Origin of the sequence: Bradyrhizobium sp. CCBAU 53421 (genome assembly GCF_015291625.1) — a bacterium.
GTDB lineage: Bacteria > Pseudomonadota > Alphaproteobacteria > Rhizobiales > Xanthobacteraceae > Bradyrhizobium.
The window spans coordinates 1,528,527-1,546,867 of sequence record NZ_CP030047.1 but is presented as its reverse complement, the minus strand read 5'-3'; the positions used below and the strand labels follow the sequence as shown (position 1 = coordinate 1,546,867).

Here is an 18,341-nt window from a genome sequence, read left to right as displayed (position 1 = left end):
ATGCCCGGCAGTCCGTCCAGGCTTCCATAAGGATCATGATGCCCTCACGCCGATCGATTGCCCTGTTCGCTGCCGCGTTTGTCTCAACGATCCCGCTGTCGGGCACCGGCCTCCGCGCCCAGACCACCGTCACCTCGGAACGCCCCGCGAGCTTCACGCTCGACAACGGCCTGCAGGTCGTGGTGATCCCCGATCACCGCACACCGGTGGTGACGCAGATGATCTGGTACAAGGTCGGCTCCGCCGACGAGACGCCCGGCAAATCCGGCCTCGCGCATTTCCTCGAGCATCTGATGTTCAAGGGCACCGCCAAGCACCCGGCCGGCGAGTTCTCGCAGACCGTGCTGCGCGTCGGCGGCAACGAGAACGCCTTCACCTCCAACGACTACACCGGCTACTTCCAGCGCGTGCCGCGCGAGCAGCTGCCCACCATGATGGAGTTCGAGGCCGACCGCATGACCGGCCTGATCCTGAAGGACGAGAACGTGCTGCCCGAGCGCGACGTCGTGCTCGAGGAGTTCAACATGCGGGTCGCCAACAACCCGGATGCAAGGCTCACCGAGCAGATCATGGCCGCGCTCTATCTCAACCATCCCTACGGCCGGCCGGTGATCGGCTGGCACCAGGAGATCGAGAAGCTCGACCGTGAGGATGCGCTCGCCTTCTACCGCCGCTTCTATGCGCCGAACAACGCGATCCTGGTCATCGCCGGCGACGTCGACGTCAAGGATATCCGCCCGCTGGTCGAGAAGAATTTCGGCCCGATTCCGGCGCAACGCGCGATCCCCGAGAAGCGCGTCCGGCCGCAGGAGCCGACCCCGGCCGCACCGCGCACCGTGACGCTGTCGGATCCCCGCGTCGAGCAGCCGAGCCTGCGCCGCTATTATCTGGTGCCCTCGGCGACCACGGCGGCGGCGGGCGAGAGCCAGGCGCTCGATGTGCTCGCGCAATTGATGGGCGGCGGCGCCAACTCCTACCTCTATCGCTCGCTGGTGATCGACAAGGGCCTCGCGATCTCGACCGGCGCCGGCTATCAGGGCACCGCGCTCGACCCGTCGCAGTACTCGATCTCGGTGACGCCGAAGCCGGGCGTCGAGTTCGCGCAGATCGAGGACGCGATCGACAAGGTGATCGCCGATCTCGCGCAGAACCCCGCGCGCGCCGAGGATCTCGAGCGGGTCAAGACCCAGCTCATCGCGGAGGCGATCTACGCCCAGGACAACCAGGCGACGCTGGCGCGCTGGTATGGCGGCGCGCTGACCACCGGGCTCAGCATCGACGACATCAGGAGCTGGCCGGAACGTATCCGCGCCGTCACCGCCGAGCAGGTGCGCGCTGCTGCCGCCACCTGGCTCGACAAGAAGCGGTCGGTGACCGGCTATCTGATCAAGGATACTGCGCCGAAACGCGAGGAGAAGCGCTCGTGACCTATTTCATTACCCGCCGCGCGGCGCTGATCGGCGGCGCCTGCGCCGCGATGCTGACGCTGTCCTCAGTGCCCTCGCAGGCCGCGGCCAAGATCCAGCGGCTGGTGTCGCCCGGCGGCATCGAGGCGTGGTTCGTGCAGGACGCGACCGTGCCGCTGATCGCGATGGAATATTCCTTCGGCGGCGGCGCCAGCCAGGATCCGCCCGGCAAGCCCGGCGTCGGCAATCTGGTCGCCGACCTGCTCGACGAGGGCTCCGGCGATCTCGATTCCAAGACCTATCATGAGCGGCTCGAGCGCCGCGCCATCGAGCTCAGCTTCCAGTCCAACCGCGATCAGTTCCGCGGCTCGCTGCGCATGCTCAAGGACAACAAGGACGAGGCCTACGACCTGCTGCGGATGGCGCTGGCTTCGCCGCGGTTCGAGCCGAAGGACGTCGAACGCATCCGCGCCCAGGTGATCTCGAACCTGCGCCGCGAATCGACCAATCCGTCCTCGCTGTCCGGGCGCAAGTTCCTCGAGCTCGCCTTCGGCGATCATCCCTATGGCAGGACGGCGACCGGGACGCTGGAGAGCGTGCCGACCATCGAGATCGCCGATCTGAAGGACTATGTCCGCCGCATCATCGCCAAGGATACGCTACGGATCGCCGTGGTCGGCGACGTCGATGCCGATACGCTCGGCAAGCTGCTGGACAAGACTTTTGGCGGCCTGCCGGCCAAGGCCGAACTGACGCCGATCCCCGACGTCGTGGCGACCAAGCCGCCGCAGCGCGCCTTCGTCCCGCTCGACGTGCCGCAGACCGTCGTCACCTTCGGCGGCCCCGGCATCAACAGGCACGATCCGGATTTCATGGCCGCCTATGTGGTGAACCACATTCTCGGCGGCGGCGGGCTGTCGTCGCGGCTGTACAAGGAAGTGCGCGAGAAGCGCGGGCTGGCCTACTCGATCTATGACGCGCTGCTGTGGATGGATCACTCCGCGCTGTTCATCGGCAACACCGGCACCCGCGCCGACCGCGCCGGCGAGACCGTCGATGCGATCGATGCGGAGATCCGCCGCATCGCCGAGCAAGGTCCGACGCAGCAAGAGCTCGACGAGGCGAAGTCCTATCTGAAGGGCTCGCAGATGCTGGCGCTCGACACCTCCTCCAAGCTCGCGCAGGCGATGCTGCAATACCAGCTCGACAAGCTGCCGATCGACTATATCGAGAAGCGCAGCGCCATCGTCGATGCGGTGACGCTCGACGACGTCAAGCGGGTCTCAAAACGGTTGTGGGGCAACGGCCTGCTCACCGTGATCGTCGGCCGCGCCCCGCAAGCCGCCGCGCAGCCGGTCTCGGCGCCGCCGAAGGCGAACTGAGGCGGTTCGGCGCGCGTCCGCTTCTTTCATACACCACCGTTGTGGCCACCCCTCTCCCCACCCTCCCCCGCAAGGGGGGAGGGAGCCTGAGAGGCGTGCTCACCTCACATCGCGTCATAACAGGCGTTTGAGAGGTTTGAGATAGCGTAAGGGAAGCACAGGCGGATGGGCTCCCTCCCCCCTTCTGGGGGAGGGTGGGGAGAGGGGTGGCCGCGAACTCCGAACGCAGACGCAACGAACACTGCATCAACGCCACCCAAGCACAGCCAAACCCGCTATCCTGCGGCCGCCGATTCTTCCCTCCGCCGGGTGATGTCATGCTGCGGGTGTCCCGCGACCTTACGATCGACGAGAACGACATTGAGATCGTCTTTGTCCGCGCCTCCGGTCCGGGCGGGCAGAACGTCAACAAGGTCTCGACCGCAGCCCAGCTCCGCTTCGACACGATGAAGATCGTGCTGCCGCCGGATGCCGCGCAGCGGCTGGCGCGGCTTGCCGGCAGCCGCATGACCAAGGACGGCGTGATCGTGATCCAGGCATTTCGGTTTCGCACCCAGGAGCGCAATCGCGCCGACGCGATCGAGCGGCTGCTCGAGATGCTGAAGGAAGCGATGGTGCGGCCGACACCGCGGCGGCCGACCAAGCCGACGCTCGGCTCCAAGCAACGCCGGCTCGAAGGCAAGAAACGCCGCAGCGATGTCAAGGCCGGCCGCGGCACGCGCCGGTTCGACGATTAGAGCGTCTTCGCGCGAAGCGGATGCCGGTTCGCGCGAAGAAAACCCGTTAGAGCAAGCAGCCAGAACTCTGGTTCTGATTGATCAGAACCGAGACTGCTCAGTACTTCTTGGTTCCAGGCGCCATCTCGGAACCACCGGACTTCGGTGTCGTCGCGTGGCCGCTGCTGCTGCCGACCGTTCCCTTGGACTTGGCAGTGGCACCGCTCTTTTGCGTCGGCGAAGTCGGCTGCGCCGCCATTTCCTCATCGCCGCTGCCGGACATGCCGCCACCTTGCTGCACCGTTCCTGTGCCCGCTGCACCGCCGCGAAGCTGGGTGCCCGGTGCAGCCGTCCCCTGAGCCAGGACGGGACCGGCCATCGCGGCCGAGATGGCAAGGGCGAGCACGCTGGTTTTTGCAAACGTCATCCATTTCTCCTGGACTTTGATTGACGATGGACGGAGCGGCGCGGGTCGTGCGCCGTTTGCAGCGCCGATCCTGAACCCCATCGCGCGAGACTGAATTTTCCGCAAACGGCGCACACGCAATGCAAGCTGCGTCGTGTGGTGATCGTGCAGGGATTTCGCGGTCATTTTGCGGATTTGTCGTCCGCATATGCGGCAGCGACCGGTTCCGCGCCAGATCGTCGCCCAGCTTTGTTCTGCTGTGAAACAGCCCGCTACTACCAACGGCCGATTTCGGCCTCCTACAGTCATCGCACAGAGGCGGTGATGTATATGACAAAGCTGCGCGCCAAATGGACGGCAAGGTGGACGTTGGCGCTGGGATTTTGCAGCGCGATGTTTGCAGTGCAAATGACGGCTGCGCAGATGCCCCTGCCCGCCGCCAAGCCGCCCGACGGGGCGACGCTGTTCAAGCAGCAATGCGCGACCTGCCACACCACCAACACATCGGATCCCGTCCGGCAGGGACCGTCGCTGTCCAAGATCGTCGGCCGCCATGCTGGTCAAGCCGACGGCTTCAAATATTCCGCGGGCTTCGCCAAGGCTGACTTCGTCTGGGACGACACGAGGCTCGATGCCTGGCTGACCAATCCACAAGAGGTGATCCCCGGCGCCGTGATGGCCTATCGGCAGGCGAGGCCCGAAACCCGCGCCCTGATCATCGCCTATCTGAAGGAGCTGAACTGAATGGCGAAACCCGTGCATTCGATGATCCGCGTGTTCGACGAGGCCAAGGCGCTCGACTTCTATCACCGCGCCTTCGGGCTCGAGATCGCGGACAATCTGAGATTTGGCGATTTCGCGCTGATCTATCTGCGCCATCCCTCCTCGCCGTTCGAGGTCGAGCTCACGGTCAATTTCGACCGCAAGGAACCCTATGCGCTCGGCGACGGCTACGGCCATCTCGCCGTCGTCGTCGATGACGTCGATGCCGAGCATGCGCGTTTCGAGAAGGAGAAACTGTCGCCCGGGCCACTGCGCGACTTCAAGCATGACGGCAAGACGCTGGCGCGCTTCTTCTTCGTCTCCGATCCCGACGGCTACAAGATCGAGGTGATCCAGCGCGGCGGGCGCTTCGGCTAATCCAACTAGAAAATAAATTACGGAGGAAACCATGAGAGAAATCGATCGACGCAGCAAATATGACCGGCGTGTGTTTCTCAAGGGCGCGGCCGCCACCGCACCCGCAGTCGCGATCGCGACATCGACCGGGCTTGGCATCACCGATGCGTGGGCCGATGAGGCGGGCACGCTGACGCCGGCCACCATGAAGACATTGCTGAAGATGGCGCGCGACATCTATCCGCACGATTTCCTCGGCGACAGCTACTACATCACGGCGGTCAAGCCGTGGGATGACAAGGCCGCCAAGGATCCGGCGGTCAAAGCGCTGATCAACGAGGGCGTAACCCGGCTCGATCAGGCGGCCAATGACCGCCACAACATGCCCTATGCCCAGATCGCCTGGGAGAACGATCGCGTCGCGCTGCTGCAGCAGATCGAGACAAGCGCGTTCTTCCAGAAGATCCGCGGCGATCTCATCGCCTCGCTCTACAACAACAAGGAGGTCTGGCCGCGGTTCGGCTACGAGGGCTCCTCCGCCGAGCATGGCGGTTACATCAAGCGCGGCTTCGCCGACATCGACTGGCTGCCGAAGGCCTGAACGGACAACGCCCAGGAGGAAACAATGGCAAAATTCGATCTGAATGACAGCGGCGTTGTGGTGATCGTCGGCTCCGGTGCCGGCGGCGGAACGCTCGGCAATGAACTGGCGCAGAAGGGCGTCAAGGTCGTGATCCTCGAAGCCGGCCCGCGCATCGAGAACCAGGATTTCATCAACGATGAATGGGACAGCTTCGGGCAACTGGCCTGGTCGGACATGCGCACGACGTCGGGAAGCTGGCGGGTGCACAAGGACTTCCCGAACATTCCGGCCTGGATCGTGAAGGCGGTCGGCGGCTCCACCGTGCACTGGGCCGGCGCCTCGCTGCGCTTCGATGAGCACGAGTTCAAGATCAAGTCGGCTTACGGCAACATCCCCGGCGCCAACCTCCTGGACTGGCCGATCACGCTCGCCGAGATGGAGCCCTATTACGCCAAGGCCGAGAACAAGATGGGCGTCACCCGCACCAACGGCATTCCCGGACTCCCCGGCAACAATAACTTCAAGGTGCTGGAAGCCGGTGCCAAGAAGCTCGGCTACAAGGAGGTGCACACCGGGCGGATGGCGATCAACAGCGAGCCGCGCGACGGCCGCGGCTCCTGCCAGCAGATCGGCTTCTGCTTCCAGGGCTGCAAGTCCGGCGCCAAATGGTCGACGCTGTACACCGAGATCCCGAAGGGCGAAGCCACCGGCAATCTCGAGGTGCGCCCCGGCAGCATGGTGATCAAGATCGAGCACGACGCGTCCGGCAAGGTCACCGGCGTCGTCTATGCCGATACGACTGGCGCGATGCAGCGCCAGAAGGCCCGCGTCGTCGCGGTCGCCGGCAACTCGATCGAGAGCCCGCGCCTGCTGCTCAACAGCGCCTCCAGCATGTTCCCGGATGGCCTCGCCAACTCGTCCGGCCAGGTCGGACGCAACTACATGCGGCACATGACCGGCAGCGTGTATGCGACCTTCGAGAAGTCGGTGCACATGTATCGCGGCACCACGATGGCCGGCATCATCCGCGACGAGGCCGCCAACAACCCGAAGCGCGGCTTCGTCGGCGGCTACGAGATGGAGACGCTGTCACTCGGCCTGCCCTTCATGGCCGCGTTCCTCAATCCCGGCGCGTGGGGACGCACCTTCACGTCGGCGATGGAGGGCTATCCGCGGATGGCCGGCATGTGGCTGGTCGGCGAGGACATGCCGCAGGAGACCAACCGCATCACGCTCGACCCGAAAGAGAAGGACAAGTTCGGCATGCCGGTCGCGAGCGTGCATTTCGACGATCATCCGAACGATGTCGCGATGCGCGATCACGCCTACAAGCAGGGCTCCGCGGTCTATGAGGCGGTCGGCGCCACCGTGACCTACCCGACGCCGCCCTATCCCTCGACCCACAACATGGGCACCAACCGGATGAGCGAGAAGCCGCGCGACGGCGTGGTCAACAAGTTCGGCCAGACCCACGACATCAAGAACCTGTTCGTCTCCGACGGCAGCCAGTTCACCTCAGGCGCGGCCTGCAATCCGACGCTGACGATCGTGTCGCTGGCGATCCGGCAGGCCGACACGATCGCCGGCGCGATGCAGCGCAAGGAGATCTAGCAAGAAAATACAATTCCCCTCTCACTGAAGCGGCCTTGCCCAACAGGACAAGGCCGCCTTTCTTTTTGCCTTTGAAAGATCCAAAACTATGCGCCGCTGATATCGGCGTTGTCTCTGATCAGGATTGCCAACTCCCTCGCTCGGGTTCGAAGCCGATCCAGCTCGTCGTCGGACGATGATGATAGCACCAGATCACTAAACGAGCCCGTCCCGCCGTAGGCACCCAATAGCCGCTCGATGCCATGAAAATCGCTGTTTGCAATCTCGCGGCGGGATTTTTCCACCCAATCCACCCAATGCGAACTCCACCTGTCTCACGCAGCAAGGCCGCCAGGCGATCCAACACGGTGATGAGTTCTGGCACTGCGGCCGCGGGCGACGAGGGACTGTTCAAGTGACGTCTATTCGGCGGCGTCGAGGATGGGCTGGCGCTGGAATTCGGTGACCGAAACTGCGCTCTGCGAGCGATAGATCAAGCAGCAGCAGCGCAACAGCGATGCGAAATTATTGACCTCGCCGTGATGGTTGAGGACTTCGCCATAGAGCGTGGTGACGAACTTGGCGACGCTCATCCCCTCCTTGGCGGCGATCTCCTCCAGCGTGTCCCAGAACGACATTTCCAGCCGGATCGAGGTGCAATGACCGCCGATCCGCAGCGACCGGGTCTGCGATTCGTAATTGCGCTGCGGCTGGTGCGAGAATAAATGGCACATGGCTATCCTCCCGATCGGATTATAATTTTTCTAAACGATATACCCGCGCGTGCGGCGTCACAATCGCCACGTAGGACGTAGCCCGCACGCACGCGAAGTTGAGTGTCTTCAAGGCGATAGGCCGGCTCCATCCCCAGCTAAAGGCAGCCATTCGCCGGCCGGCCAATGCATTTGGCCGGCGAGCCGACTACAATGCCGCCGAACCTCGAATCCCTGTCCGATCGCGTCATCCATGCCCGTCCGCCAGCTTCCCGAACAGCTCGTCAACCGCATCGCCGCCGGCGAAGTGGTCGAACGTCCTGCGAGCGTCGTCAAGGAACTGGTCGAGAACGCGATCGACGCCGGCGCCAGCCGGATCGACGTTTTCACCGACGGCGGCGGGCGGCGCCGGATCGGCATCACCGACGACGGCGGCGGCATGACGCGGTCAGACCTCGCGCTTGCGGTCGACCGCCACGCCACCTCCAAACTCGATGACGAAGACCTGTTGCGCATCCGCACGCTCGGGTTCCGCGGCGAGGCGCTGCCGTCGATCGGCGCGGTGGCAAAGCTCGGCATCACCACGCGCCATGCCGGCGAACCGCATGCCTGGTCGCTGGCGGTCGAGGGCGGCGAGAAATCGGAGATCATGCCGGCCGCGCTCGGCCAGGGCACCCGCGTCGAGGTCAACGAACTGTTCTACGCGACGCCGGCGCGGCTGAAATTCCTCAAGACCGACCGCACCGAAGCGGAGGCGATCCGCGAAGTGGTGCGCCGCCTCGGCATGGCGCGCCCCGACATCGCCTTCACGCTGGCCGGTGAAGAGCGCGCGCCGGTCACCTGGGCCGCCGCGCTGCCCGGCGCGGCCGGCCGGCTGACGCGGCTCGGCGATATCCTCGGCGCCGACTTCCGCGCCAGCGCAATCGACGTGCGCGCCGAGCGCGAGGGCGTCGTGGTCGAGGGCTTTGCCGCCGCGCCGTCGCTGACCCGCGCCAATGCGCTCGGGCAATATCTGTTCGTCAACGGCCGCCCGGTGCGCGACAAGCTGATCCTTGGCGCGGTGCGCGCGGCCTATTCCGACTATCTGCCGCGCGACCGCCATCCCGTCGTGGCGCTGTTCGTGACCTGCGATCCGCAGGAGGTCGACGCCAATGTGCATCCGGCCAAGACCGAGGTGCGCTTCCGCAATGCCGGCCTGGTCCGCGCGTTGATCGTGCACGCGCTGAAAGATGGCCTCGCGCGCGAGGGCAGACGCACCGCGGCCAACACCGCCGACGGCGCGACGCTGCAAGCGTTCCGTCCCGCCTTCACGGCGCCGCGCCCGGGCAATTGGGACTGGCGCGCTTCGCCGTCCTATCCGGCTGGTCCGACGCGCGGCTTCGAGAGCGCGGCGGCGACCGCTTTCGCCGAGCCCGGACAGGCCGCCTTCGACGTCGGCACGCCGACCGCCGATGTCCGCTTCGAGGCCGCGCCCGCGCCCGATCTGCTCGACCGTCCGCTGGGCGCCGCGCGCACCCAGATCCACGAGACCTACATCGTCTCGCAAACCCGCGACGGCCTGATCGTGGTGGACCAGCACGCGGCGCATGAGCGCATCGTCTATGAGAGACTGAAGGCCTCGCTGGCGAAGAACGGCGTGCAGCGGCAGATCCTGTTGATCCCGGAGATCGTCGAGCTCGATGAGGCGACCGTCGAAAAACTGCTCGATCGCGCCGAGGAGCTGGCCTCGTTCGGTCTCGCGATCGAGTCGTTCGGCCCCGGCGCGGTCGCCGTGCGCGAGACGCCCTCGCTGCTCGGCAGGACCAATGCGGCCGGCCTGCTGCGCGACCTCGCCGAGCACATGGCCGAGTGGGATGAGGCATTGCCGCTGGAGCGCCGACTGATGCATGTCGCCGCCACCATGGCCTGCCACGGCTCGGTCCGCGCCGGCAGACGCCTCAAGCCCGAAGAGATGAACGCGCTGCTGCGCGAGATGGAAGACACGCCGAACTCCGGCCAGTGCAACCACGGCCGCCCGACCTATGTCGAATTGAAGCTGAGCGATATCGAGAAGCTGTTCGGGCGAAGATGACCGCCGCACACACAACTGTCATCGCCCGGCTCGACCAGGCGATCCAGTACGTCGCGGCTGTTGTGATCGAACGAGAGGCCTCGGCGTACTGGATCACCCGCATGCGCGGGTGATGACAGCACAACAAGTGGCAATGTCACGCCTCGAAGGAACACGAACTCGGTATCGCCTTAGCCGTATGGACGGGTTTCGCTTCCGCCTTCGCTCTTCGAGCTACGGCGGACAAGTCGCTCTACGCCTACGAATTCTGGCTACGAATTCTTGCGCGCGAACGCGTGCAACGCCGTGCGCAACTGTGCAATCCATTCGTCGCCGTGCTCGAACCTGCCTGCGGCGATCCGCTTGCAGACCTGATCGAAATCTTCACCGCTGGCCTGCCCCCTGGCAAGTTGCTGCGCGATCGCGATATAGCCATCCGTCAGCAGCACCAGGCCGGGCGCGCTTGCGTCGACGTAATGCCGACGCACACCACGAAAGATGTCGATCGCCTCGAGATAGCGGCCAAGCGCCAGGTCGAAGGCCCCCACCAGCCAGGCGCCCGTGCCCAGCCGCAACGGCCCGAACCCCAGCTCCTGCACGAGGTCCAGCGAACGCTCAGCAAGCTCGCGCGCCGCCAGCAGATGATCCGACTTGACCGGCATGCCCGAAACGCTCCAGCCCGGCCAGCAATCGGCCGCGGCGTTGAACGTCATCCGCTGCACGATCTTGAGCGCGTCACGCTCGTCATCATCCTGTGCGCCGCGACGGCGCTCGATCTGGTCGGCGGCATCGCGCGCGGCCGCCAGCAGCGCCGCGTCATCGCCCGCGCTGCGCAACGCCTTGACACGCGTCTCCAGCTGACCGGCCAGCGCGGCAAGAGTGTCGGCCATGGCTCGCCCCCGCGAATGGCGATGAAACTTCGTCCGGTGGATTAGCCGAATCCGTGCGCCGCCATAAGGTCGGCGGAGCGCCCTGACGCCAATGCGCCCTACACTTTTTCGCGAAGAAACACGAACTCCGTGTCGTCATAGGCGCGCCGCTCGAGCTCCTCGAAGCCTTCGGGCGCCGCGAACGAAGCGGCCTTCGCCTCCTCCACCACGAGCAACGCGCCCGGGGTCAGCCAGCCGCCGTCGCGCAGCGAGGCCAGCGCCTTGTCGGCAAGCCCCTTGCCGTAGGGCGGATCGAGAAACACCAGCGAGAACGGCTCGACCGGATGCGCCGGTCCGAGATCCGTGGCATCGCGGCGATAGACCTTGGTCGTTCCGCCAAGGCCGAGCGACTCGACATTGTTGCGCAGCAGCGCCCGCGCCTCGGCGCCGTTGTCGACGAACAGCGTGAACCTGGCGCCGCGCGAGGCCGCCTCGATGCCGAGCGCACCGGTGCCGGCAAACAGATCGAGCACGCGCGCGTCCTCAATCGGATTGTCGTAGGCGTGGACGAGGATGTTGAACACGGACTCGCGCAACCGATCCGCAGTCGGCCTGATCTCGCGGCCCGACGGCGAAGCGAGATTGCGGCCCTTCAGCCTGCCCCCGACGACACGCATTACAGAGCTCGCACGTTTGCCGCACGCACGGTGCGTTCCCTCCCCCCTTGTGGGGGAGGGCTAGGGAGGGGGCTGCCACACGGGAAGTCGGAGCAAGCGGCACCCCCTTCCCCAACCCTTCCCCACAAGGGGGAAGGGAGCACAGTGTGCCGCTCGGCAACCACCGCGGCAAGAAACGCGCGCCCCATCGCGACCGCCTTACTCGTCGCGCGGCTTGAGATCGCGCTTGCCGTGATAGCCGCGCTTGGGACGGCGCGGCGGGCCGTAGCCGTTGGCCTCGTCCTCGTTGCGGGCGCGCGCTTCCTCGCTGCCGGTGCGCTGCACCAGCACGCGGCGGCCCTTGCGATCGTTGATGGTTTCGCGCTTGGCCTTCGGCTTCCTGGCGGGCGCATCGTCGACGGCGGCGTCACGCTGCTCCGGCCGCGTGAAGTCGGCACCCGCGATCTTGGCGATCTTCTCGCCGAGCTGCTCGCGCAGCACCCGCGTCTTGACTTCCTCGACCTTGCCCTCCTCGAGCTCACCGAGCTGGAAGGGGCCGTAGGAGATCCGGATCAGCCGGTTCACCTCGAGCCCGAGATGCGCCATCACGTTGCGCACCTCGCGGTTCTTGCCCTCGCGGATCGCGAACACCACCCAGACGTTGGAGCTCTGGTCACGCTCCAGCGTCGCGTCGATCGGCCCGTATTTGACGCCGTCGACCTCGACGCCGTCCTTGAGTTGATCGAGCTGCGCTTGCGTCACTTCGCCATGCGCGCGTACCCGGTAGCGCCGCAGCCAGCCGGTGTCGGGATGCTCCAGCGTTCGCGCCAGCCCGCCATCATTGGTCAGCAGCAACAGGCCCTCGGTGTTGAAATCGAGCCGGCCGATCGAGATCAGCCGCGGCAGACCCTCGGGCAGATTGTCGAACACGGTCGGCCGCCCCTCGGGATCGGCATGCGTCGTCATCAGCCCGCGCGGCTTGTGGTACATGAACAGCCGCGTCCGCTCGCGCGGCGGCAACGGCTTGCCGTCGACCGCCACGACATCGTTGTCGGTGATATCGAGCGCCGGCGAGTTGATCACCCGCCCGTTGACGGTGACGCGCCCCTGGGTGACGATCTCCTCGGCATCGCGGCGCGAGGCGAGGCCGGCGCGCGCCAGCACTTTGGCAATGCGTTCGCCTGTCTTCTTCGGCTTTGGCTCGGGACGCTCGCGGCGATCGTCGTAGGAGCGTTCGCGATAAGCGCCGCGGCCACCGAAGGCCGGGCGCTTCGTGAAGATCCTGCTGTCGTCCTCATTGTCGCGGCGCGGCCGGTCGGAGAAGCGGCCCTCGCTGCGCGGATGCTCCTGCCAGTCGGTGCGGCCTTCCGGGCGCTCGCGCCGGCGGTTGTCGCGGCCACCATCATCGTCACGACCCCAGCGCGGACGGCTGAATTTCGGACGATCACCCTGCTCACGATCGTCGCGAGACCGGGAGAACCGCGGACGTTCATCGCCACCGCGATCATCGCGCGACCGCGAGAAGCGCGGACGCTCGTCACCGCCACGATCTTCGCGCGGTTTGCGGTCGCGCTTCTGCCATGGCTTCTCGTCGCTGCGGTCGCGGCCTTCGAAGTCGCGGTCGCGCTTGAAGCGCGGCCGATCGCCGAAATCGCGGCGCGGTGCATCGCCATCCTCGCGGCGGCGGAACGGACGGCCCTCGCCCTTGTCGCGGAACGAGGCCTTGTCGCGATCGCCGCGCGAAAACTTCCGGTCGTCGAACTTGCGCTCGGCGCGCTCGCCGCGCGGGGCAAAGGAACGCTTCTCGCCATCGCGCTCGCCGCGCGGCGTGTAGGGACGCTTCTCGCGATCGCCATAGGATCGCTTCTCACCGAACTTGCGATCAGATGACCGGCCCTCCGAACGAAAGCCACCACGCTCACCCTGGCGCTCGCCGCGCTGCGGCCGATCGCCTGCCTCAAAATCCCGGCGCTCGCCGCGCGGCTTGAACGGACGCTTGCCGCCACCCTCGCCGGCACGGTCATCCCGCTTGAAGCGCGGCCGGTCGCCATAGTCGCGGCGCGGCGCATCGCCATCCTCACGGCGGCGGAACGAGCGGCCCTCGCCCTTGTCGCCGAACGAGCGCTTGTCGCGATCACCACCTTTGCCGCCGAAACCGCGCTTGCCGAACGGCTTGTCCGATCCGCGGGAGCCACTGGGCCGCCCCTTCCCGGGGCCGCCCCGGTCCCGCCGGCCGCGGGAATCGTTGTTTTTGTCGCTGTCGCGGGGCATGAATGTTCTCGCCTGGAGGTTCAATTGGGCGCAGGGCAACCGGCGATACGCGCGCCATCAGGGCGCGACTGGCGCAAAACCGGCATCCACTTCTGCTGAAGGCGACGCTACTAGCAGGTTTCTTCCGATGATACGAGGCATGTCTGCCCCTTCTTTCATGGATTTGGCGCTGAAAACCGCCGAAAATGCCGGAAAAGCTGGCGAAGTTCCAATCGGATGCGTGATCGTGCGCGGCTACGAGGTGATCGCCACCGCCGGCAACCGCACCCTGACCGACCGCGACCCCACCGCCCATGCCGAGATCCTGGCGATCCGGCAGGCGGCAGAGGCGATCGGCACCGAACGGCTGGTCGACTGCGACCTCTACGTGACGCTGGAGCCCTGCACCATGTGCGCCGGCGCGATCTCGTTCGCGCGGATCCGCCGGCTGTACTACGGCGCCGCCGACCCCAAGGGCGGCGCAGTCGAGTCCGGCGTGCGGTTCTTCGCGCAGCCGACCTGCCACCACGTCCCGGAGGTCTATGGCGCAGTCGGCGAGACCGAGTCCGCGCGCCTCTTGCGCGAGTTCTTCAGGGAGCGGCGGTAACGGATCCGTAGCCCGGATGAAGCGCAGCGCAATCCGGGAGCTTTCTCCGCGGAGACAGTCCCGGATTTCGCTTCGCTCCATCCGGGCTACGCAAGATCTTGAACCCGTCATCCTGAGGTGCGAGCCCTTGCGAGCCTCGAAGGATGCACGGCCACCAGCCGGGCCGATTCATCCTTCGAGGCTCGCTCCGCTCGCACCTCAGGATGACGGGCAAAAACTGCATCAAGCCGCCAGGAAAAACTCGCGCAGCAGCTTCGCCGTCGCGTCCGGCGCCTCCTCGGGCAGGAAATGCCCCGACGGCACCGGCGCGCCGCTGACGTTGGTGGCCCAGTTCTTCCAGGTGTCGAGCGGCGTCGTTGCCGCGCTGGCAACGCCGGCATCGCCCCACAGTGCCAGCATCGGAATCGTGATCTTCCTGCCCGCATCGACATCGGCCTTGTCGATCTCGTAATCGGCATAGGCGCCGGCGCGGTAGTCCTCGCACATCGCGTGGATGCGGGCGGGATCGCGGAACGGCGCAAGGTAATGCGCGAGCGCGCGCGGATCGATCGCCTCCAGCGTCTTGGTCCTGGTCTGGCTCGCCATCTTCTCCTTGAGGAAGAATTCGCCGTTGTTGGAGATCAGCGTCTCCGGCAGCGGATAGGGCTGCGCCAAGAACGCCCAATGATAGATCTTCAGCGCCGAGAGGCGATTGAGCTTCTGCCAGTAATCATAGGTCGGCGCGATATCGAGCACTGCGAGCTTCGACAGCCGGCCGGGATGATCGAGTGCGAGGCGGTACGACACCCGGCCGCCCCGGTCGTGGCCGGCGAGCGCGAAATGCACATGGCCGAGCTGCTCCATCGCCTCGACCATGGTCTTCGCCCAGGCCCGCTTGGTGTAGGGCGTATGATCCTTGTCGCTATCAGGCATGTCGGACCAGCCATAGCCCGGCAGGTCGGCGATGATCAGCGTGAACTTGTCATCAAGCTTCGGCGCGACCGTGTGCCACATCACATGGGTCGAGGAGAAGCCGTGCAGCAACAGCAGCGGCGGGCCCTTGCCGCCGACGCGGGCGAAGATGCGGCCCTGCGCGGTGTTGATCCATTTCGACTCATAGCCGGGAAAAAGATCGGCGAGATCAGGCATCGGTAGCTCCTTCCGGTCGCGAGCGCCCGCGCTTCAAACTTTGTTCGGCGTTGCCGCTGGCCTGGTTTATGCCATCCTGAGGTCCTGCCAACAACAACACGAAACGAGGAAGTGCCATGTCGATCGATTTTGAGATTCCCGCCGAGGCCAAGGCGATCCGCGAGAAGGTGCGCAAATTCGTGCACGACGAGTGCATTCCGGCGGAAAAGGAACTCGACACCAAGCCGCTCGCCGAGGTGCTGGCGCCGCTGCGGAAGAAGGCCCGTGCGCAGGGCCTGTGGTGCCCCTTCGTGCCCAAGGAGTATGGCGGTATGGGACTCGGCCCGCTGGCGAACGCGCTGGTGCAGATGGAGCTCGGCGAGAGCATGCTCGGCGCGCTCTCGATGAACACGCAAGGGCCGGACGACGCCTCGATGATGACGATCCTGGCGCACGGCACCGAGTATCAGAAGGAGAAATTCCTCAAGCCCCTCTTGAACGGCGAGAAGCGGATCTGCTTCTCGATGACCGAGAAGGCCGCCGGCGCCGATGCCACCGGCATGCAGACCACAGCCGTGAAGGACGGCAACGAGAACTACATCCTCAACGGCGAGAAATGGTTCTCCTCGTCGGCGAGCGTCGCCGATCTCGCGCTGGTCATGGCGAAGACCGATCCGAACGCGCCGCGCCACAAGCAGTATTCGACGTTCATTGTCGAGCTGCCCAACCCCGGCTACCGCATCAAGCGCAACGTCGCCAACATGGCGATCGAAGGCCCGCATGACGACGTGATCCACGGCGGCCACTCCGAGATCGAGATCAAGGACCTGAAGGTGCCGGCCGACAATCTGCTCGGCGGCGAGGGCAACGGCTTCAACATGGGCCAGCACCGCCTCGCCTATGGCCGGCTGCGCCACGGCATGCACAATGTCGCCAAGGCGCAGCGCGCGCTCGACATGGCGGCCGCCCACGTCACCAAGCGCTCGACCTTCGGCCAGCTGCTGGCGGACCGGCAGGCGGTGCAGTTCATGCTCGCCGACTGCGCCAGCGAGCTCTATATCGGCCGGCTGATGCTGCTGCACATCGCCTACAAGGCGGAGAAGGGCCTCGACATCCGCCAGGAAAACTCGATCGCCAAGATCTTCCACGCCCATATGGTGCACAAGGTGATCGACACCGCGATCCAGCTGCACGGCGCGCTCGGCTTCAGCCAGGATACGCCGCTGGCGAAATGGTACACCCAGGTGCGCTCGCAGCGGCTGGTCGATGGCCCGGACGAGGTGCACAAGTGGAAGATCGGCAAGAACGTCATCAAGGCGTTCCGCGAGCACGGCACCACCGCGAGCGCGGCGGGCGGCGATTTGTTGTAACTTCCACCGTCATTGCGAGCGAAGCGAAGCAATCCACTTCTCCACACGGGGATGGATGGATTGCTTCGTCGCTTCGCTCCTCGCAATGACGTGGCGCTAGCCCCGTTCCTGTTCCACCGCCTGCCAGGCGATGTCGCGGCGGCAGAATCCCTCCGGCCATTTGATGCGATCGACGGCCTGATAGGCTCGGTCGCGCGCCTCGGTGACCGTCTTGCCCAGCGCGCAGACGTTCAGCACCCGCCCGCCGTTGGCGAGGATGGCGCCGTCCTTCGCGACCGTGCCGGCGTGGAAGATCTCGACACCCTCGACCTCGGCGGCGTCGTCGAGGCCGTCGATCCGGGTGCCCTTGATGTAGTCGCCGGGATAACCCTTGGCCGCCATCACCACCGTCAGCGCCGGGTCCGGGTACCAGCGCAGGTCGAAATTCCTCAATTGCCCGTCGATCGAGGCGAGCAGCGCCGGCACGATGTCCGACATCATCCGCAGCATCAGCACCTGGCACTCGGGATCGCCGAAGCGGACATTGTACTCGAACAGCTTTGGGCCCTGCGCGGTCAGCATCACGCCGGCATAGAGCACGCCCTTGAACGGCGTGCCGCGGCTCTTCATCCCCGCAACCGTCGGCAGGATGATCCGGGCCATGATCTGGTCGTGGACCTCAGGGGTCACGAACGGCGTCGGCGAATAGGCGCCCATGCCGCCGGTGTTCGGTCCCTTGTCGTGATCGAACACCCGCTTGTGGTCCTGCGCCGAGGCCAGCGGAATCGCGGTCTCGCCGTCGCACAGCGCAAAGAAGCTGATCTCGCGGCCGGAGAGGAATTCCTCGATCACGACCTCGGCGCCGGCCGAGCCGAATGCGCCCTCGAACATCATCGCGATCGCGGCTTCCGCTTCCGACAGCGTCTGCGCCACCACGACGCCCTTGCCGGCGGCGAGCCCGTCGGCCTTGACCACGATCGGCGCGCCCTGGGCGCGGACATAGGCCACCGCATCCTTCGCATTGTCGAAGCGGCGATAGGCGCCGGTCGGAATGTTGAACTCGCTGCAGAGGTCCTTGGTGAAGCCCTTGGAGCCCTCGAGCTGCGCGGCCGCTTTGCTCGGCCCGAACGCCTTGATGCCATCAGCGGCAAGATCGTCGACGATCCCTGCGGCGAGCGGCGTCTCCGGGCCGACCACCACGAGATCGACCGCGTTACGCCGGCAGAACTCGATCACCGCGGCATGGTCGGCGACGTCGAGCGCGATGCACTCGGCCTCGCGCGCGATCCCGGCATTGCCCGGCGCGCACCAGAGTTTCGTCACCAGCGGGGATGCGGCGATCTTCCACGCCAGCGCATGTTCGCGGCCACCGGAACCGAGCAGGAGGATGTTCATCTGTGTCGCCGATCAGAGGGGTTGTAACGCCGTTTCGTCCGGTTTAGCACGCTCCCCGACCGCGGCAACACGCGGTTCGATCAGATGTGGATATGTGATTCGGCGCCTGAAACGCGGCGGCCGGACCTTGCACACGGGGTCGA

18 protein-coding genes are annotated in these 18,341 nt (G+C 65.8%); 10 read left to right on the top strand and 8 right to left on the bottom strand.

Features of this window, described 5'->3' with window-relative positions:
* The first annotated feature begins 35 nt into the window (after positions 1 to 35).
* The 3 genes from XH92_RS07245 (at position 36) to arfB (ending at position 3,525) form a co-directional block, all read left to right on the top strand.
* Positions 36 to 1,427 (top strand): pitrilysin family protein, encoded by a 1,392-nt coding sequence (locus tag XH92_RS07245; protein WP_194458625.1) that lies wholly within the window; start codon positions 36 to 38, stop codon positions 1,425 to 1,427.
* The gene (locus tag XH92_RS07240) at positions 1,424 to 2,788 is read left to right on the top strand and encodes a M16 family metallopeptidase (RefSeq protein WP_371817965.1); all 1,365 of its coding nucleotides are present in this window, start codon (positions 1,424 to 1,426) and stop codon (positions 2,786 to 2,788) included. The genes XH92_RS07245 and XH92_RS07240 overlap by 4 nt, the downstream gene beginning before the upstream one ends.
* A gap of 317 nt (positions 2,789 to 3,105) precedes the next feature.
* Positions 3,106 to 3,525 (top strand): alternative ribosome rescue aminoacyl-tRNA hydrolase ArfB, encoded by a 420-nt coding sequence (gene arfB, locus XH92_RS07235; RefSeq protein WP_194458624.1) that lies wholly within the window; start codon positions 3,106 to 3,108, stop codon positions 3,523 to 3,525.
* Between the two features lie 97 nt (positions 3,526 to 3,622).
* Here arfB and XH92_RS07230 read toward each other — a convergent pair whose 3' ends face one another.
* On the bottom strand, positions 3,623 to 4,096 hold the full coding sequence (locus tag XH92_RS07230) for a hypothetical protein (protein ID WP_246788302.1): 474 nt from the start codon (positions 4,094 to 4,096) through the stop codon (positions 3,623 to 3,625).
* 237 nt (positions 4,097 to 4,333) lie between these two features.
* Between XH92_RS07230 and XH92_RS07225 the strand changes: the two genes are divergently transcribed.
* Genes XH92_RS07225 through XH92_RS07210 form a run of 4 tightly spaced genes read left to right on the top strand, consistent with a single transcriptional unit; the run spans position 4,334 to position 7,223 of the window.
* Positions 4,334 to 4,654 (top strand): cytochrome c family protein, encoded by a 321-nt coding sequence (locus XH92_RS07225; protein WP_194461151.1) that lies wholly within the window; start codon positions 4,334 to 4,336, stop codon positions 4,652 to 4,654.
* A complete protein-coding gene (locus XH92_RS07220; protein ID WP_194458623.1) occupies positions 4,655 to 5,050 on the top strand; it encodes a VOC family protein in 396 nt (131 codons plus the stop codon).
* Positions 5,051 to 5,081: 31 nt separating this feature from the next.
* A complete protein-coding gene (locus XH92_RS07215) occupies positions 5,082 to 5,630 on the top strand; it encodes a gluconate 2-dehydrogenase subunit 3 family protein (protein WP_194458622.1) in 549 nt (182 codons plus the stop codon).
* 24 nt (positions 5,631 to 5,654) lie between these two features.
* On the top strand, positions 5,655 to 7,223 hold the full coding sequence (locus XH92_RS07210; protein WP_194458621.1) for a GMC family oxidoreductase: 1,569 nt from the start codon (positions 5,655 to 5,657) through the stop codon (positions 7,221 to 7,223).
* An 86-nt stretch (positions 7,224 to 7,309) separates the two neighbouring features.
* Here the strand turns inward: XH92_RS07210 and XH92_RS07205 are convergent, their stop codons facing one another.
* Both XH92_RS07205 and XH92_RS07200 read right to left on the bottom strand, forming a co-directional pair.
* A complete protein-coding gene (locus XH92_RS07205; RefSeq protein WP_194458620.1) occupies positions 7,310 to 7,516 on the bottom strand; it encodes a hypothetical protein in 207 nt (68 codons plus the stop codon).
* Between the two features lie 108 nt (positions 7,517 to 7,624).
* Positions 7,625 to 7,936, bottom strand: a complete 312-nt coding sequence (locus tag XH92_RS07200; protein WP_194458619.1) for a ribbon-helix-helix domain-containing protein — start codon at positions 7,934 to 7,936, stop codon at positions 7,625 to 7,627.
* A 232-nt stretch (positions 7,937 to 8,168) separates the two neighbouring features.
* Between XH92_RS07200 and mutL the strand changes: the two genes are divergently transcribed.
* On the top strand, positions 8,169 to 9,986 hold the full coding sequence (gene mutL / locus XH92_RS07195) for a DNA mismatch repair endonuclease MutL (RefSeq protein WP_194458618.1): 1,818 nt from the start codon (positions 8,169 to 8,171) through the stop codon (positions 9,984 to 9,986).
* A 251-nt stretch (positions 9,987 to 10,237) separates the two neighbouring features.
* Here mutL and XH92_RS07190 read toward each other — a convergent pair whose 3' ends face one another.
* From XH92_RS07190 to XH92_RS07180, 3 genes are all read right to left on the bottom strand, one after another.
* A complete protein-coding gene (locus XH92_RS07190) occupies positions 10,238 to 10,855 on the bottom strand; it encodes a hypothetical protein (RefSeq protein WP_194458617.1) in 618 nt (205 codons plus the stop codon).
* A 98-nt stretch (positions 10,856 to 10,953) separates the two neighbouring features.
* Positions 10,954 to 11,511, bottom strand: coding sequence for a 16S rRNA (guanine(966)-N(2))-methyltransferase RsmD (gene rsmD / locus XH92_RS07185; RefSeq protein WP_194458616.1), 558 nt, complete (start codon positions 11,509 to 11,511; stop codon positions 10,954 to 10,956).
* A gap of 198 nt (positions 11,512 to 11,709) precedes the next feature.
* Entirely contained in the window at positions 11,710 to 13,761 is a 2,052-nt protein-coding gene (locus XH92_RS07180) for a pseudouridine synthase (protein WP_194458615.1), read from the bottom strand.
* 127 nt (positions 13,762 to 13,888) lie between these two features.
* Between XH92_RS07180 and XH92_RS07175 the strand changes: the two genes are divergently transcribed.
* Positions 13,889 to 14,347, top strand: coding sequence for a nucleoside deaminase (locus tag XH92_RS07175; protein ID WP_035631686.1), 459 nt, complete (start codon positions 13,889 to 13,891; stop codon positions 14,345 to 14,347).
* Positions 14,348 to 14,569: 222 nt separating this feature from the next.
* On the opposite strand, the gene XH92_RS07170 is transcribed toward XH92_RS07175, so the two are convergent.
* Positions 14,570 to 15,475, bottom strand: a complete 906-nt coding sequence (locus tag XH92_RS07170; RefSeq protein WP_194458614.1) for an alpha/beta fold hydrolase — start codon at positions 15,473 to 15,475, stop codon at positions 14,570 to 14,572.
* Positions 15,476 to 15,591: 116 nt separating this feature from the next.
* Here XH92_RS07170 and XH92_RS07165 point away from each other — a divergent pair, with 116 nt between their 5' ends.
* Positions 15,592 to 16,824, top strand: coding sequence for an acyl-CoA dehydrogenase family protein (locus XH92_RS07165; protein WP_021077295.1), 1,233 nt, complete (start codon positions 15,592 to 15,594; stop codon positions 16,822 to 16,824).
* A gap of 96 nt (positions 16,825 to 16,920) precedes the next feature.
* Here the strand turns inward: XH92_RS07165 and purD are convergent, their stop codons facing one another.
* Positions 16,921 to 18,198 carry a phosphoribosylamine--glycine ligase gene (purD, locus tag XH92_RS07160; protein WP_194458613.1) on the bottom strand — a complete coding sequence of 426 codons (1,278 nt, stop codon included), beginning with the start codon at positions 18,196 to 18,198 and terminating at the stop codon, positions 16,921 to 16,923.
* Between the last annotated feature and the right edge of the window lie 143 nt (positions 18,199 to 18,341).

Bases quoted from the DNA above. Each gene is read 5' to 3' on its own strand.
- XH92_RS07245 (WP_194458625.1), top strand. From the start codon at position 36: ATGATGCCCTCACGCCGATCGATTGCCCTGTTCGCTGCCGCGTTTGTC.
- arfB (WP_194458624.1), top strand. From the start codon at position 3,106: ATGCTGCGGGTGTCCCGCGACCTTACGATCGACGAGAACGACATTGAG.
- XH92_RS07230 (WP_246788302.1), bottom strand. From the start codon at position 4,096: ATGACCGCGAAATCCCTGCACGATCACCACACGACGCAGCTTGCATTG.
- XH92_RS07225 (WP_194461151.1), top strand. From the start codon at position 4,334: ATGCCCCTGCCCGCCGCCAAGCCGCCCGACGGGGCGACGCTGTTCAAG.
- XH92_RS07220 (WP_194458623.1), top strand. From the start codon at position 4,655: ATGGCGAAACCCGTGCATTCGATGATCCGCGTGTTCGACGAGGCCAAG.
- XH92_RS07215 (WP_194458622.1), top strand. From the start codon at position 5,082: ATGAGAGAAATCGATCGACGCAGCAAATATGACCGGCGTGTGTTTCTC.
- XH92_RS07210 (WP_194458621.1), top strand. From the start codon at position 5,655: ATGGCAAAATTCGATCTGAATGACAGCGGCGTTGTGGTGATCGTCGGC.
- XH92_RS07200 (WP_194458619.1), bottom strand. From the start codon at position 7,936: ATGTGCCATTTATTCTCGCACCAGCCGCAGCGCAATTACGAATCGCAG.
- mutL (WP_194458618.1), top strand. From the start codon at position 8,169: ATGCCCGTCCGCCAGCTTCCCGAACAGCTCGTCAACCGCATCGCCGCC.
- XH92_RS07190 (WP_194458617.1), bottom strand. From the start codon at position 10,855: ATGGCCGACACTCTTGCCGCGCTGGCCGGTCAGCTGGAGACGCGTGTC.
- rsmD (WP_194458616.1), bottom strand. From the start codon at position 11,511: ATGCGTGTCGTCGGGGGCAGGCTGAAGGGCCGCAATCTCGCTTCGCCG.
- XH92_RS07180 (WP_194458615.1), bottom strand. From the start codon at position 13,761: ATGCCCCGCGACAGCGACAAAAACAACGATTCCCGCGGCCGGCGGGAC.
- XH92_RS07175 (WP_035631686.1), top strand. From the start codon at position 13,889: ATGATACGAGGCATGTCTGCCCCTTCTTTCATGGATTTGGCGCTGAAA.
- XH92_RS07170 (WP_194458614.1), bottom strand. From the start codon at position 15,475: ATGCCTGATCTCGCCGATCTTTTTCCCGGCTATGAGTCGAAATGGATC.
- XH92_RS07165 (WP_021077295.1), top strand. From the start codon at position 15,592: ATGTCGATCGATTTTGAGATTCCCGCCGAGGCCAAGGCGATCCGCGAG.
- purD (WP_194458613.1), bottom strand. From the start codon at position 18,198: ATGAACATCCTCCTGCTCGGTTCCGGTGGCCGCGAACATGCGCTGGCG.